Source organism: Ilumatobacter fluminis (assembly GCF_004364865.1).
GTDB classification, from domain to species: Bacteria; Actinomycetota; Acidimicrobiia; order Acidimicrobiales; family Ilumatobacteraceae; genus Ilumatobacter; species Ilumatobacter fluminis.
The window spans coordinates 4,576,945-4,591,908 of the sequence record NZ_SOAU01000001.1 but is presented as its reverse complement, the minus strand read 5'-3'; the positions used below and the strand labels follow the sequence as shown (position 1 = coordinate 4,591,908).

General features: G+C 70.2%; 11 protein-coding genes. 8 read left to right on the top strand and 3 right to left on the bottom strand.

The genetic code is table 11. The features are described from left to right. Positions 1–75: 75 nt before the first annotated feature. The gene (locus BDK89_RS20670; protein ID WP_133870763.1) at positions 76–1,887 is read right to left on the bottom strand and encodes an acyl-CoA dehydrogenase; all 1,812 of its coding nucleotides are present in this window, start codon (positions 1,885–1,887) and stop codon (positions 76–78) included. 35 nt (positions 1,888–1,922) lie between these two features. Then, the gene (locus BDK89_RS20665; RefSeq protein ID WP_166657745.1) at positions 1,923–2,333 is read right to left on the bottom strand and encodes a hotdog fold thioesterase; all 411 of its coding nucleotides are present in this window, start codon (positions 2,331–2,333) and stop codon (positions 1,923–1,925) included. A gap of 71 nt (positions 2,334–2,404) precedes the next feature. Between BDK89_RS20665 and BDK89_RS20660 the strand changes: the two genes are divergently transcribed. The 8 genes from BDK89_RS20660 (at position 2,405) to BDK89_RS20630 (ending at position 12,939) form a co-directional block, all read left to right on the top strand. Beyond that, a complete protein-coding gene (locus BDK89_RS20660) occupies positions 2,405–2,947 on the top strand; it encodes a CAP domain-containing protein (RefSeq protein ID WP_166657744.1) in 543 nt (180 codons plus the stop codon). 52 nt (positions 2,948–2,999) lie between these two features. Next, positions 3,000–4,094, top strand: coding sequence for a ResA-like WAxxUGC motif-containing protein (locus BDK89_RS20655; protein WP_133870760.1), 1,095 nt, complete (start codon positions 3,000–3,002; stop codon positions 4,092–4,094). 94 nt (positions 4,095–4,188) lie between these two features. Continuing rightward, entirely contained in the window at positions 4,189–7,167 is a 2,979-nt protein-coding gene (locus BDK89_RS20650; protein WP_133870759.1) for a DEAD/DEAH box helicase, read from the top strand. Positions 7,168–7,537: 370 nt separating this feature from the next. After that, entirely contained in the window at positions 7,538–8,284 is a 747-nt protein-coding gene (locus BDK89_RS20645; protein ID WP_133870758.1) for a hypothetical protein, read from the top strand. A 251-nt stretch (positions 8,285–8,535) separates the two neighbouring features. Continuing rightward, positions 8,536–9,486, top strand: a complete 951-nt coding sequence (locus tag BDK89_RS20640) for an AAA family ATPase (protein ID WP_208294150.1) — start codon at positions 8,536–8,538, stop codon at positions 9,484–9,486. Beyond that, positions 9,486–10,691: a DUF58 domain-containing protein gene (locus tag BDK89_RS20635; protein WP_133870757.1), complete on the top strand. Its 1,206-nt coding sequence runs from the start codon at positions 9,486–9,488 to the stop codon at positions 10,689–10,691. The genes BDK89_RS20640 and BDK89_RS20635 overlap by 1 nt, the downstream gene beginning before the upstream one ends. Continuing rightward, positions 10,682–10,828 (top strand): hypothetical protein, encoded by a 147-nt coding sequence (locus BDK89_RS21955; protein WP_166657743.1) that lies wholly within the window; start codon positions 10,682–10,684, stop codon positions 10,826–10,828. Before BDK89_RS20635 ends, BDK89_RS21955 begins: the two co-directional genes overlap by 10 nt. Beyond that, positions 10,819–12,939 (top strand): transglutaminase TgpA family protein, encoded by a 2,121-nt coding sequence (locus tag BDK89_RS20630; RefSeq protein ID WP_133870756.1) that lies wholly within the window; start codon positions 10,819–10,821, stop codon positions 12,937–12,939. The genes BDK89_RS21955 and BDK89_RS20630 overlap by 10 nt, the downstream gene beginning before the upstream one ends. 216 nt (positions 12,940–13,155) lie before the next feature. Here the strand turns inward: BDK89_RS20630 and BDK89_RS20625 are convergent, their stop codons facing one another. Beyond that, positions 13,156–14,901, bottom strand: coding sequence for a class I adenylate-forming enzyme family protein (locus tag BDK89_RS20625; RefSeq protein ID WP_133870755.1), 1,746 nt, complete (start codon positions 14,899–14,901; stop codon positions 13,156–13,158). Between the last annotated feature and the right edge of the window lie 63 nt (positions 14,902–14,964).

Below are 14,964 nucleotides of genomic sequence, written 5' to 3'. Positions count from 1 at the left end.
GGGGCGACGGTATCGAACCCCGTCGCCCCTCGCCCGTGGTTTACCGGTCGGCGGCATCAGCCGAGCTCGGCGGCATCAGCCGAGCTGGGCGGCGTCGAGGGCGTAGAGATCGTCGGCGGTTGCCTGCACGGCCGGCAGCAGGCCCTGCACGGTCGGCAGGATCTGCTCACCGAAGAACTTGGCCGACACGACCTTGGCGCGACCGAAGTCGTCGCCCCGTTCGGCGGCGGCCACGGCGCCCTTGGCGACGAGACCGGCGCACACGGTCGTGCCGAGCAGACGCAGGTACGGCGACGATGAGCCGAGCAGGCTCTTGGGGTCGGACTGGCCGACCTCGACGAGGTGCGCCGTCGCGGTGCGGGCCGTCGCGACGGCGTCGCGGAGACGGTCACCGAACGCTCCCATGCCATCGACCTGGTCGGTCGCGGCGGCGTTCTGTTCGCACTCGTCGAGCAGGTCGGTGACGACGCCACCGCCGCGCATGCCGAGCTTGCGACCCACGAGGTCGGCGGCCTGGATGCCGTTCGTGCCCTCGTAGATGGCGGCGATGCGGGCGTCGCGGTAGTGCTGGGCGACCCCGGTCTCTTCGACGTAGCCCATGCCACCGTGGATCTGCACGGCGAGCGACGTCATCTCGTTGCCGACATCGGTGCACAACCCCTTGGTGAGCGGGATGAGCAGGTCGGCGCGCTCCTGCCAGAAGCGGGCCTGGTCGGCGTCGCCGGCGGCCTTCGCGGCGTCGGCTCGGTCGAGCGCGGCGGCGTTGGTGTAGACGAGGGCGCGCATCGCGTCGATCCACGAGCGCTGCGTCATCAGCATGCGGCGGACGTCGGGGTGCTCGATGATCGGGCTCGACGTGCCGGCCGGCGCACCGATCGCACGACCCTGCAGGCGCTCCTGGCTGTACTGGAGTGCGTCCTGGTAGGCGCGCTCGGAGATGCTGAGGCCTTCGAGGCCGACAGAGAGGCGGGCGTTGTTCATCATCGTGAACATGTTCCGCATGCCCTCGTGCTCACCGCCGACGAGCCAGCCGATGGCGTTGTCGTACGACATCACGCAGGTGGGGGAACCGTGGATGCCGAGCTTGTGCTCGATCGACACGACCTCGGCCGCGTTGCGCTCGCCGATCGATCCGTCGGCCTCGAGCAGGAACTTCGGAACGAGGAACATCGAGATGCCCTTGGTGCCGGGAGGCGAGCCGGGCGTGCGGGCCAGCACGAGGTGGACGATGTTGTCGGTGAAGTCCTGCTCGCCCCACGTGATGAAGATCTTCTGGCCCGTGATGCGATAGGCGTCGGCACCCCAGCGCTCGGACGCCTCGGCGTCGGGTTCTGCCTTCGAGGTGACGGCACCGACGTCGGAACCGGCCTGCGGCTCGGTCAGGTTCATCGTGCCGGTCCACTCGCCGGTGAGCATCTTCGGGAGGTAGGTGGCCTTCTGCTCGTCGGAGCCGTGGGCGTGGATCGCGTCGATCGCGCCCTGGGTGAGCAGCGGGCAGAGCGACAGCGCCATGTTGGCGCTGGTGAGCAGTTCCTGCACGGCGATCGCCGACAGCCACGGGAAGCCGGCGCCGCCGTAGTCGGGATCGAACGGCATGGCGCCGAAGCCCGACTCGACCCACTTGGCGTAGGCGGGCTTGAAGCTGTCGGGCGTGACGACCGTGGCGGGGCCACCGTCGCCGGCGTGCCACTGCGAGCCAATGGTGTCGCCGTCGCGGTTGGTCGGTGCGATCACCTCGGCCATGAACCGGCCGACTTCGGCGATCACGTCGTGGATCGTGTCGGCGTCGACGTGGCCGAAGCGCTCGGACGCGGTGATCGAGTCGAGATCGGCGACCTGATCCATCACGAAACGGATGTCATCGAGAGGCGGCTGGTAGTCACTCATCACCCCCAAGGCTACGGGCGAGACGATGGGGTCGGTCAGGTGCGGGGGACTTGGCGGGTGCGGCCTCGGAAGACGGCGATCGTGGTGTCGTCGGTCTCGTCGCGTGTGGCGATGGTGATGTCCCAGAGTCCGGATCGCTTGCTGCCCCATCGCCGGGTGGCGGTGGCGACCAGGGTCTGGCCGGCACGGGCGGGGGCGAGCCAGTCGATCTCGGCGGAGGTCGCGACGGCCGGCATGTCGCCGGAGTTGCTGGCGAAGGCCATGGCCGAGTCGGCGAGCAGGAACACCATCCCGCCGTGCACGATCCCGAGCCCGTTGCACATGCCCGGCTGGATCTCCATCCGCACCTGCGCGCCGTCGGTGTCGGCAGCGATCAGCTCGATCCCGTACGTCACCGCCGACGGATCGTTGGCGTAGAGCGCCGCCGCCTCCTCACTGATCCCCATCCCCGAACCGTACCGCCCGACCTCGGCTCGGTCGGCAGGTGGACGGGCTCTGCCCGGTACCATCGACGGACGTGCCCGCCCGCCGACACCTCGCCGCCGGAATCGTCGCGCTCGTGGCGTTCGCCGGGGTGACGGTCGTGTCGGCCGGAGCGGTCGACGAGCCGGCCCGGGTCGGCTACCGGGCGTGGCGGATCGATCCGCCCGGCTACATCGCCGATCCCGAGCAACGGGCTCGCGTGGCGGTTCGCAACGAGATCAACGCGATCCGTGCCGAGCACGGGCTCGACCCGCTCTCGCTGCACTCGAAGGTCAGCAAGGCAGCGCAGATGCACGCCGACTATCTCGCATCGATCCGCAAGCTCGATCACCTCGGACCGGGCGCCACCGACACTGGCTACCGCCTCCAGCAGGCGGGCTTCTCGTGGTGGGCGTGGGGCGAGAACGTCGGCGCCGGTTTCGGCGACCCGGCCGTGCTCGTCGACACGTGGTTCAACAGCAGCGCCCACCGCGCCCAGATCCTGGGCGACTACCCGTACATGGGTGTCGGCGTCGGCGTGACCCCCGACAACGTCCCGTACTGGGTGCTCGTCGTCGCGGCCGCTCCTCCCTACTGAGCCGACCCGCCCCCGTCGTAGCGTTCGCCGGGCGCTCTGCCACGATGGGGGCATGATCCTCAGCGACCTCGACGTCGGTACCGACGAGTTCGAGCGCGGCACCGGTTGGAGTGTGAAGCCCGAGGGGGCGTGCCGCGGCGACGTGTGCATCCCGCTCGGCGGCGCCGTCCGAGACGGTCGTATCGACGTCCGAGCGGCGGCTGAACGGATGGGGATGCCGCTCGTACGAGACGAGCAGCACGACCTGTGGGCACTCGGTCCGTGGACCGGTTCGGGGCACGCGCTCGTCTCGGCGGAGGCGCCCGAGCTCGCCCTGCCCGACCTGCACGGTGACGATTTCCGGTTGTCGTCGCTGCGCGGCCAGAAGGTGGTCGTGCTGTCGTGGGCGCCCTATTGAGGCTGCTCCCGTGACCTGCCCGTGTGGCGGGAACTGCGCGACGAACTGCATCCGACGGGCTTCGAGCTGGTCACCGTCGGCATGGACACGGTGGGCGCCGAGGCCTGTCGTCCGTTCATCGAGGCGGCGGCACCGACGCACCCGTCGCTGATCGACGAGCACCACGCGATGGCCGAGCTGTTCGGCGTCGTCAACATCCCGAACAGCGTCTGGATCGACGAGCGAGGGACGATCGTCCGTCCGGCCGAGGCGGCACCGCCACCGCGCCGTGAGGAACGGCCCGGCGCCGCGCCGGGCACCGTCCCCGGGCGGTTCGGCGAGATCATGGGTGAGGCCGCCAAGATCCGCACCGACGCCGAGTCCTACCACGCAGCACTGCGCGACTGGGTCGAGCGTGGTGCCGACAGCGAGTTCGCCCTCTCGCCCGACGAGGTCGTCGCCCGGTCGAGGCCCCGCGACGCCGACGCGGCACGGGGCACGGCGCACTTCGAACTCGCGACGCACCTCGAACAGCGCGGCCACCACGACGACGCGATCGCCCACTTCCGGGAGGCGCACCGGCTGGTGCCCGACAACTTCTCGTACAAGCGACAGGCCTGGTCGCTCGAGCCGGGCGCCGACGGCCCCCTCGCCCGCTTCTGGCAGGGTCCGGCCGACGACGACCCCGACGCCTGGCCGTACGACGGTGACTGGCTCACCGACGTGCGCGAGTTCGGCGCTGAGAACTACTACCCGTCGTTCACCCCCTGATCGCGCCGCGATCGGGCCACGACGGGAACACGACCGGGTTCGCCCGGCCCGCTGCGGCGTTTCGTTGTGATACCCGCTCGGTACTCTGCAACGGATGTCCCGCGATCGCGCGCCGTACGTCGCCCAGGGCACCTGGCGGTCCGGCGCGCTACACGTGTGGGGCTGGAACGGTGACTCGGCGGCGTCGGCCGCCTGGCTGTACGGCGGGTTCGGCCGGAGCCAGTGGAGCGGCCGCGGGGAGCAAGGTTGGCACGACACCCCGATCTCCTACGGCGAGCTCGGCCGCATCCAGCTCGAACTCGGCGACGCCGGCCAGAAGGGCGTGCCGGCGGTGCGGCTCGATCCGTTCGGTGCCGCCGTCTGGCTGAGCGAGACCCCGTCGGGCGATCAGCTCAGCGCGTCGCTCGCCTGGTTCGCCCGGCTCACCCAGTTCGCGGTGCGTATCGTCGCGGCCCGGCGCCTCGTGCCCGAGGTGCTCGACGAGGGGCCGTTCACCGTCGCCCGTTGGCGGCCCGTGCTCACCGATGCCCAGCAGGAGGCGCTCGATCACGCGGCCGCGTCGGCACCACCGATCTGCCGCAACGGGTCGTCGGCCACCACGTTCGACATCTTCGCCGCGCTCGTCGACGGCTTGTCGCGCTCGGTCCTCCATCACGCCGGCTGGAAGCCCGATCTGGGGCGGAAGCGGTCGCTCGAGGTGCAGGCCGCTCGTGGCGTGTTCGCCGCGTTGGCGAAGCCCGACCCCGTCGTCCGTTCCGGGAGCGACGAGTTCGAGCGGGCCGTCGCCGAGACGTCGGGTGTGCTCGATCGTCACCGTCGCCGGTTGGGCGGCGAACCGGTCGTGCGTGGCCGAGTCCGACTCACGATCCCCGACGACGCCCACGATCCGTGGGTGATCGATCTCGAACTGGTCGACGACGCCGATCCGGGCCGCTGGTGCACCGTCGCCGACCTGCGTGCCGAGGCCGCACGAGCCCTCGATCTCGCCGGCGGTTCGGTCGCCCGCCTCGGGGCGCTGCACGAGGAAGCCGAACGGCTCGTCACCGCCGTCGCCGGCGCCGTGCCGATGCTCGAGCAGGTCGCCGAGGCCGACCACGACGGCCACGTCGAGCTCGACATCGAGGAGGCCGACGAGTTCATCGATCAGGCGCCGCTGCAGCTCGAACAGGCCAACGTCGAACTGATCGGCCCGGAGCACCTGATCCGGGCGAAGGTGTCGGTGAAGGGCACCGCCAGCGAGGGGCCCACCGACGACCGTCGGGGCCGGTTCGGCAAGGAGGCCCTCGTCGAGTGGCAGGCCGTCATCGACGAGACGCCGATCTCGGCCGCCGACCTCGAACGCGCCGAGGCCGCCGGGGTCAGCCTGTTGCGCACCGGCCATCGCTGGGTCCGCATCGACACCGCGGCGCTCCGCAAGGCGCGCAAGACGTTGAGCGAGCAGGTGGAGGAGAAGTCGTCGATCTCGGCGCTCGAGCTGTTGCGGCTGTTGTCGGGTGCCGAAGGCGACGACGAGATGCCGATCGAGCTCGAACTCGCCGACGAACTCGGGCTCGCCGCCGACGATGCAGCCGCCGACGATGCGGCCGACGCATCGTGGCTGCACGAGCTCGTCGCCGGGCTGCCCGACGACCGCCTGGAGGAGACGAGCGAGGCCGACGGGTTCGTCGGTGAGCTGCGTCACTATCAGCGGCGGGCGCTGTCGTGGATGCAGTTCCTCGCCCGCACCGGGTTGGGCGGCTGTCTGGCCGACGACATGGGTCTCGGCAAGACCGCCACCACGCTCGCCCATCTGCTCGAACGCCCGGGGCCGCACCTGGTGGTGTGTCCGCTCAGCGTGGTGCACAACTGGGAGGCGGAGGCGCATCGGTTCACGCCCGGCCACACCGTGATCGTCCATCACGGTTCCGATCGGCATCAGGGCGAACCGGCACTGTTCGGTCTGGCCGACGCCGACATCGTCATCACCACCTACGGCCTGCTGCCGCGCGACCTCGAGTCGTTGGCCGAGATCGACTGGACCACCGTCGTGCTCGACGAGGCGCAGATGATCAAGAACCCGGCGACCAAGGCCGCCAAGGCGGTGCGCAAGCTGCGCGCCGCGCAGAAGCTGGCGCTCACCGGCACCCCGGTCGAGAACCGGTTGAGTGAGCTGTGGGCGATCCTCGACGCGTGCAACCCGGGGCTGCTCGGGAGCCAGCAACGCTTCCGTGAGGAGTTCGCGACGGCGATCGAACGCAACAACAGCGAGGAGGCAGCGGCCCGTCTCCGCCAGCTGACGCAACCGTTCGTGCTGCGTCGCACCAAGGCCGACAAGCGGCTGTTGCCCGACCTGCCCGACAAGATCGAACAGATCGCGTACGCGCAGCTCACCAAGGAGCAGGCGACGCTGTATCAAGGTGTGGTCGATCAGCTGCTGGTCGACGCGAAGGATCTGGAGGGGATGCAGCGGCGCGGTCGCGTGTTGGCCGCGCTCACCCGACTCAAGCAGATCTGCAACCATCCGGCGCACGCGCTGAAGGACGGGTCTCGTCTCGCGGGTCGGTCGGGCAAGCTCAACCGGTTCGACGAGTTGATCACCGAGTTGCTCGACGTCGACGAGCGAGCACTGGTGTTCACCCAGTTCCGCGAGATGGGCGACCTGTTGCAGGTGCACCTGCAGTCGCGGTTCGAGATCGACGCGCCGTTCCTCCACGGCGGGGTGTCGAAGAACCGGCGTGATCGGATGGTCGCCGAGTTCCAGGAGGGACTCGGGGCGCCGCTGCTGATCGTGTCGCTGAAGGCCGGCGGCACCGGCCTCAACCTGACGGCGGCCAGCCAGGTGATCCACTACGACCGGTGGTGGAACCCGGCGGTCGAAGATCAGGCGACCGACCGTGCGTGGCGGATGGGTCAGAAGCGCACGGTCAACGTGCACAAGCTGGTGTGTCAGGGCACGGTCGAGGAACGCATCGGCCAGGTGATCGACGAGAAGCGTGCGATCGCCGACGCCGTGATCGGTTCCGGCGAGGCCTGGCTCAGCGAGTTGTCGACCGACGAGTTGGCCGACCTCGTCACCCTGGAGGTCCCCCGATGACCAGCCCACCCACCAGGTCGGCCATCGCAGGAAACAGCGACGAAGGAGGCACCGGGTCGGGTGTCGCAGGGAACGGCGACGGAGGAGGAACCGGGTCGGGTGTCGCAGGGAACGGCGACGGAGTCGACGTTTCCGGAGATCACCCGACTCCGGTGACGAGGGTGCGCGCAGTCGACGGGTCGGGTGACTTCCCGAAACTCCGCGGCTTCGCCTCGCCGTTCCGTCCGACACCCGACCCGTCGGGTGATCTGTTCGTCGGGTCAGGTGTCAGAGGTGACGGCGAGGAACGAGCCGTTACCGGCGATCACCTGACCCGGGGTCGGTGCGCGAACCAGCGGTCCGTTCCCGTTCGTCCGAGCGGAGGTGTCGCATGAGCAAGCCACGCAAGCCGTACGGTCCGAACCCGCCCGGTCGCCTGCACGCCACGATGATCAAGGTGCTGGCGGCCGAGATGAGCGACCAGCAGCGCCTGGCGCGTGGCCGCCGCTACTACAACGAGGACGCGGTGATCGACATCGTGATCGGCCACGGCTCGGTCACCGCCGAGGTGCGCGGCAGCCGATACGAGCCCTACGTGGTGACGATGGAGGCCGACGGCGGCTCCGGCGTGCCGCGCCGGAGCGAGCTGTGGGTGTCGTGCTCCTGCCCGGACGACACGGGCACCGGCACCGACCTCTGCAAGCACGCGGTGGCGTCGATGTTCGCGTTGAGCGATGAGATCGCGATCGACCCCGGCCTGCTCGATCGCTGGCGTGCGAGCCGCCGGCGTCCGGCCGCCGACGGTGTGGCCGACGTGACCGAGCTGAACTCGCGTCGTCGTGGCGACATCGAGACCGATGCCGACGACACCCCGCCCGACCATCGGGCGCCGGTCATCCCGTTGCGCGGTCGTGGTTCGACCGAGTCCGGCGGCGAGGACGACGACGCGTACACCGAGCGGACGCCGATCGTCGACGACACCGCCGAGGCGATCGCCGTCCTGCTCGGTGCCCCGGCCGGCGCCGCGCCGCCCGACTTCCCCGATCCCGAACCCGTCTCCCACGCCAGCCTGCGCGACCCCGTGCTCCGAGGCGTACTCGACGACGCCCTCGATCACCTCGAACTCCGCTGGGAGTAACCCGACCCCACCCACTGCGTGCCCCGGACTCCTGGTCGATTGAATCGCCTGGGTGTCCACGGGTGGACTCCTGGTCGATTAAATCGCCTGGGTGTCCACGGGTGGACTCCTGGTCGATTAAATCGCCTGGGTGTCCACGGGTGGACTCCTGGTGGATTTAATCGCCTGGGTGTCCGGGCAGCGGGACACGGGTGAAGGTGCGCTGCGCAACCGACCTACCACGGGTCGCGCGGGGTCGTACACTCGCGGAGGTGTCGCGGGAGATCTCGTCCGTCGTCCAAGCGCTCGTCGACAATGTCGACAAGGCGGTCAGGGGCAAGCATCAGCAGATCCGCATGGCGGTGAGCTGTCTCCTCACCGAAGGCCACCTGCTCCTCGACGACGTGCCCGGCACCGGCAAGACCACCCTCGCCAAGGCGATCGCCGACTCGATCTCGGGCAGCTGGACCCGCGTGCAGTTCACCCCCGACCTGCTCCCGAGCGACATCACCGGCGTCATGGTCTACGACCAGGCGAACGGGGTCTTCAACTTCCGTGAGGGCCCGGTCTTCTCCAACGTGCTCGTCGGTGACGAGATCAACCGCGGTAGCCCGAAGACGCAGTCGGCGCTGCTCGAGGTGATGGAGGAACGTCAGGTCACCGCCGACGGTGTGTCGCGCCGTGTGCCGCGCCCGTTCTTCGTCATCGCCACCCAGAACCCGCGCGACTTCCAGGGCACGTTCCCGTTGCCCGACGTGCAGCTCGACCGGTTCACGATGCGCATCAGCCTCGGCTACACCGATCATCAGACCGAGGTGCGTCTGCTCGAGGACTATCACCGCTCGCAGCGCGACGAGTCGGTCGAGTCGGTCACCGACGCCGAGCAGCTCGAGCGGGTGATCGAGGCGGTCGACTCGATCGAGGCCGCACCGAGCATCAACGACTACATCGTGCGGATCGCCGCGGCGACCCGAGATCACGCCGACCTCCGTCTTGGCGTGTCGACCCGCGGCAGTATCGCCCTGCTCCGTGCGTCTCGGGCGTGGGCGGCGACGGCCGACCGCGACTACGTCACGCCCGACGACGTCCAGGACGTCGCGACAGCGGTGTGCGGTCACCGCATCGCCCTCACGCCGGAGGCCGAGCTGCGCGGCGCGAGTACCTCGTCGATCATCGCCGGAGTGCTCGACGAGGTCGAGGTGCCGCGACGGCGCGACGCCTGATGTCCGGACGCCGCCGCTCCACGTCGGCAGAAGCCGAACCCGGCTCCGACACCGACGCGGCGACCGACGAGGGCCGGGTCCGCCCGGCCGGCCGCTTCCTCACCTGGTCGGGCCTCGGCGCGGCGATTGCAGCGGTCGTGTTCGCGATCGTCGGCTGGTGGTGGCAGTACGAGGAACTGTTCGTGATCGCGGTCGGCTTGGCGGTCGCCGTCGTGGCCGCCGTGTGGAGCGCCCGCGTCGCCCACGCTGCGAGGATCGTGCGCCGCGTCAGCACCCCGCGGGTCGCCCGCGGTGAGCCGCTCCGGGTGCGGTACCGGGTCAACAACCAGGGTCGGCGTCGTACGAACCGGGCGACGCTGGTCGACTCGTGCGACGGCGAACTCGGGGTCACCGAGGTGCCGCCGGTCGCTCCGAAGGACCGCACCGACATCACGGCGACGATCCCGACCCGCCGCCGTGGCGTGCACCGGATCGGGCCGTGGTATCTGGAGCGTCATGACCCGTTCGGGTTGGCGGTCGGCCGGCGGTCGAGCGGTGACACCGGCACGGTCATCGTGCACCCGAAGGTGCATCAGCTCGCCGGGCCGTACGGGGCGATGCACATCGTCGAGCACGAGGCGGTGATCCGCCGGGTGGCGTCCGATCCGCTGAGCGGATTCGTGTCGTTGCGGGAGTACGTGCAGGGTGACGATCCACGCCTGATCCACTGGCCGACCACCGCTCGGATGGGCACGCTCATGCTGCGCGAGCACGTCGAGTTGCGCCGGCCGGAGTTCACGGTCGTGCTCGACACCGCCGCGAGCGTGGCGCCGGCCGACGACTTCGAGGAGATGATCGACGTGGTGGCGTCGATCGCGGTGCACGCGATCCGCAGCGGCGTCGACGTGACGGTGCGCACCACCTCGAAGGAGTACCCGGGCAGCCGCCGGTCGATCGGCGCCGAGCAGACGGTGCTCGATCTCCTGACCCCGGTCGGACAGACCGAGGGCGACTCGATCCTGCGCCTGTCGGAGTTGTTCCGCGACGGACTCGACCACACGGCGATCGTGATGGTCACCGGTCCCGACGGCCCGGCGTCGGTGTTGCCGCGCGGCGACTCGATGTCGATCGTCCGCGTCGGTCAGGACGCCGCGCTCGTGCCCGGTATCGCGCTCGCCGTCGACGATGCGGCCACGTTTGCGCAGAAGTGGCGGCCATGGCGTTGACGACGTCGGTACGGAGCCTGATCGCCGGATCCCTGGGTCTCGTGCTCGCCGTGCCCGTCGCGGCCGGTGGGACGGCACCGGTGCCCGCGCTCGACGACGCGGCGACGTGGACGCAGCGGGGGCGGCCATGGCGCTGACGACGCTGGTGCGGAGCCTCATCGCCGGAGCGCTCGGTCTCGTGCTCGCCGTGCTCGGCGGGACGGTGTTCGACGCGGTGCTGTGGCAGGTCCTGCTCGTGCCCGTCGTCGTGACGGCCGCCGTGATCGTGGCTGCCCGGTGGGGGACGATCGCCGTGGTGGTGGCCGGGGTCGCGTCCGTCGTCGTGACGACCGCGGTTGTCCCGGTGGTGTCGGACGGTTCGGTCGTCGATGCGTTCCCCGGCGTGTGGCGGGCGCCGAAGCGCCTCCTGAGCACCGAGTGGCCGAGTCCGTCCGACCCGGCCATGATCGCCGCGATCGCGCTCCTCGTCGGTAGCGCCACGGCGGTGGCGGTCGGGCTCGCGACGAGCCCACGTTGGCGCCTGCTGCCGCTGTTGCCCATCGCCGTCGCCGGCACGGTCCTGTTGGCGCTGGCGGCGCCCGAGTCGCCCGACGTCTGGTTGTTCGTGGTGACGGTCGTGCTCGTGATCGCCTTCATCGGCTCGGTGCCGGGCCAGCCCGTGCTGAGCCGCCGCTCGCTCGTGCCCGAACGCACCGTGCTCGCGACCGTGGCCGTGATGGCGGTCGTCGGCATCGGTGCTGCGACGGCCGTGGCGTGGGACGACCGGGCCGACCCGCGCGACACCGACGAACCCGAGGTGTCGGCCACACTCCTCGATCCGATCGAGGCGACGGTCGCGATCCGCACGACCGAGCCAGTGCGCGAGCTCGCGACGATCAGCGACCGCTCGGTGCTCGCCCGACCGTCGATGCCCGGCCGTTGGCGGCTCGCCGCGTTCGAGGAGTACGACGGTCAGCGATGGGTGCCCGACATCGACCTCCGTCCGATCGGCGGCCGCCTCGCCACGGTGCCGAACGACGCCGAAGCCGACGTGCTCGACTACCGGGTCCAGTTCGACTCGGACGACCTGGATCTTCTCCCGCTCCCGGGTGCGGCCGTCGTTGTCGACCGCGACGTCGAGACCGACCTCGACCGCGTCGCAGTGCGGTTCATCGAGCGCCCCGGCCCCGACACCGTGGTCGACGCCACTGCCGTGCTCCCTCCGTCGACAGCCGAGGCGCTGGCCGCAAGCGTGGTCGTGGCCCCGGCCGACGAGATCGCGGCCGCCTACACCGATGTGGCTCGCACACTGGCGGGTGACGGCGCCGACGTCGAGCGGCTCGGCCGCTTGGCGCAGGAGATGCGGTTCGGATGGGAGCTCGACGCGGCCGCCGCCGGGTTCGGTCAGCAGCTCGCGCTGATCGACCGCTTCATCGTCGAGACCAAGCGGGGGACGGCGGAGCAGTTCGTGACGGCGTTCGTGTTGCTGGCGCGCTCGCTCGGCTACGAGACACGCATCGCCGTCGGGTTCGACGTGCCGCCCGACGACCTCGGTGCGATCTTCGCCATCCGCACCGAGCACGCGGCGGTCTGGCCCGAGGTGCTCCTCGACGACGGCCAGTGGTTGCCGTTCGATCCGGTGCCCGACTCACAGGCGACCGACGTCGACGACGACGAGCCGCTCCCCGCACAGCAGACACCGGCTGCGGCGCAGCCGCCGGCGGCCGAACCGGTCGAGAGCGATGACGAGATCGAGGAGACCGGCGACGACGACGCGGTGAGTGACACGGGTTGGGGAACCTGGGCGACGTGGGCGCGCCGGGTCGGCACGGTGTCGGCGGTCGTGCTGTTGCCGATCGTGGTGATCGTCGGAGGAATCCTGCTGCTCAAGCTCCGGCGACGGCGCGAGCGGTTGCGTGCTGCCGACCCGGCCGCACGGGTGCGGGGCGCCTGGGCGAACACGACCGACTCACTGGTCGACGCCGGGCTGACCATCGGCCCGTCGTGGACCGACGACCGCATCGCCGACTCGTCGTCGGCGGTGGTGGCGGGTGTGCCGCACGAGACCCGTCGCCTGGCGGCGATGTCGTCGGCGGTCACCTTCGGGACCCGTCCGAACGAGGAGGCGGCCCGGCTCGCCGACGATGCCGCACGCACGGCCTCGGCGATCGATGCCGCCATCCGTGCGTCGCGCACCCGGTGGGAACGGCTCCGCTGGCGCCTGAGTCTGCGTTCGCTCCGCCGCGCCACCCGCAGCCCCGTCACCTGACGCCAGAGTTCGCGGGTCAGGTGCCAGAGGTGACGGGTGAGGCGCAGCCGAACCCGTTACCGGCGGTCACCTGACTCCGGGGTCCTGTGGGTCGGCCCGACGACTCGTTCCCGAGGGTTCGCGCACCGATCCCGGGTCAGGTGACCGCCGGTCACGGCTCGTTCCTCGCCGTCACCTCTGGCACCTGACCCGAAGGCGTTGTCGGGTCGTGGAGGGTCAGGCGGTGCCGAGGAGTTCGTCTTTGAGGTCTCGCTTGACGAACTTGCCGTTGGCGTTGCGGGGGAGGGGTTCGTCGCGGAACCAGACCGTCGAGGGGATCTTGAACTTGGCGAGGCGTTCGGCGAGGAAGGCGCTGAGCTCGTCCTGGTCGAGCGACTCACCCGGCCGGGTCACGACCGCAGCGACGACCTCTTCACCGAGGCGATCGTCGGGCTTGCCGAACACGGCGGCCTCGGCAACGGCCGGATGCTCGTAGATGGCGGCCTCGACCTCGGTGCAGTAGACGTTCTCGCCACCGCGGATCACCATGTCCTTGGCGCGGTCGACGATGAAGACGAATCCGTCCTCGTCGATGCGGGCGATGTCGCCGGTGTGGAACCAGCCGTCGCGGATCGAGTCGGCCGTCGCGTCGGGACGGTTCAGGTAGCCCTTGATGACGATCGCGCCCCGAACGCACAGTTCACCGACCACGTTCGGGCCGGGCTCGAGGACGTTGCCGGCCTCGTCTTCCAGGCGCCCTTCGAGCGTCGGCACGATGCGGCCGCACGAGGCGGGCTTGGCGGTGTAGAGCTTGGCCGAGTTGGCGGTGACGATGCCGTGCGTCTCGGTGAGGCCGTACCCGGTCGAGGGCACGCCGCCCTTCAGCGACTTGTCGATCTTGTCGACCAGGTCGGGCTGGATCGCGGCGCCGCCACCACCCATCGACTTGAGCGACGAGGTGTCGCGCAGCGACCAGTCCTCGTGCATCAGCATCTCGCGACTCATGGTCGGCACGCCCGAGAAGTTGGTGACCTTCTCGCGCTCGATCAGCTCGATCGCCCGACCGGCGTCCCACTTGTACATGAACACGATCGCGCCACCCGCCATGGTGCACGGCTGGAGCAGGCAGTTGTTCGCCGTGACGTGGAACAGCGGGGTGGGCGCCAGGAACACCGGCGGAGCGGCGGGGTCGGCGTCGGCCGGGGCGGGCTCGGGTGCGGGCAGTTCGCCGGCTTCGACGGCCTTCGCCTCGGCGGCACCGGCGACCATGGTCATGAAGACGATGTTCATGATGTTGTGGACCGAACCACGATGCGTCAGCTGGGCGCCCTTCGGGAACCCGGTGGTGCCCGAGGTGTAGAAGATGGTGACGTCGTCGTCGGGGTCGATGTCGGCGTCGGGCAGGGTGGCGGGCGCCTCGTCGGGCTTGACGACGTCGGCCCAGCGGCTCGAGTCGTCGGGAAGTTCGCGGTCGCTGCGGACCGACATGATGTGGAGCGGCGCTTCGGCGCGGAGGGCGTCGAGTTCGGGGAGCACGCGCTCGACGCGCTCGTCGTCGGCGATGAGCACCTTCGGCTTCGAGTCACCGAGGCCGTAGGCCATTTCGGGGCCGGTCCACCAGGCGTTCATGCCGACGGCGGCAGCGCCGAGGCAGGCGATCGCCCAGTAGGAGACGACCCATTCGGGGTAGTTGCGCATCGCGATCGCGACCCGGTCGCCGCTGCCGACGCCGTGCACGTCACGCAGGTGGTTGGCGAGCGAGCGGACCTGGGCGCCGATCTCGGCGTAGGTGTAGCGCTCGTCCTCGAACACGATGTAGGTCTTGTCGCCGTGGAGTTGGGCGATGTCCCAGATCGCCCGCATGTGGGGCGGGGCACTGGGGAAGATGCGGGTGGGGACACCTCGCACGTCGATCTCGGAGACGGCGAATCCCGACCCCTCGGCGGTCAGTTCTTTCCAGGCGGCATCGAAATGGTCGAACACGTCGGCGAGTCTGCCAGACCACCTGTACAGACCAAGTATCGGGTCGGATGATGTCAGACATCA